Source organism: Salinisphaera sp. T5B8 (assembly GCF_040361255.1).
Lineage (GTDB): Bacteria > Pseudomonadota > Gammaproteobacteria > Nevskiales > Salinisphaeraceae > Salinisphaera.
The window spans coordinates 1-327 of sequence record NZ_APNG01000059.1; the positions used below are offsets into that span (position 1 = coordinate 1).

At 65.1% G+C, this 327-nt stretch carries 1 protein-coding gene; it reads right to left on the reverse strand.

From position 1 onward, the window contains the following. The coding region (locus tag T5B8_RS19975; protein WP_353181012.1) for an IS110 family transposase at window positions 1-327 on the reverse strand (327 nt) is incomplete at both ends.

Genomic DNA, 327 nt, shown 5'->3' on the forward strand with positions numbered 1-327 from the left:
ATCGGCCACCAGCGCGCGCAGGCGATCGGTCAGGCCGTTGTCGGCATCTCCCAGCAGTTCCGGCACGCCGCGGCGGAAACCGGCAACACCCACGGGCAGCACCTGGCCATACTCGGCCAGCAGGCCGCGGGCCTGGTTGATGACTTCGGTGCGCTGTTTCTTGACCTGCTCGCGCACTCGGTGCAGCGCTTGAATATCCTGTTGCTCGAAGCTTTTGATCGCCACCGGGCGAATCTTGGCCTGGGTGCCAGCCACGGCGATGGCCAATGCGTCGTTGGCATCGGTCTTGTTGCCGGTGTTGAACGGCTTGACCTGATGCGGCGCCAG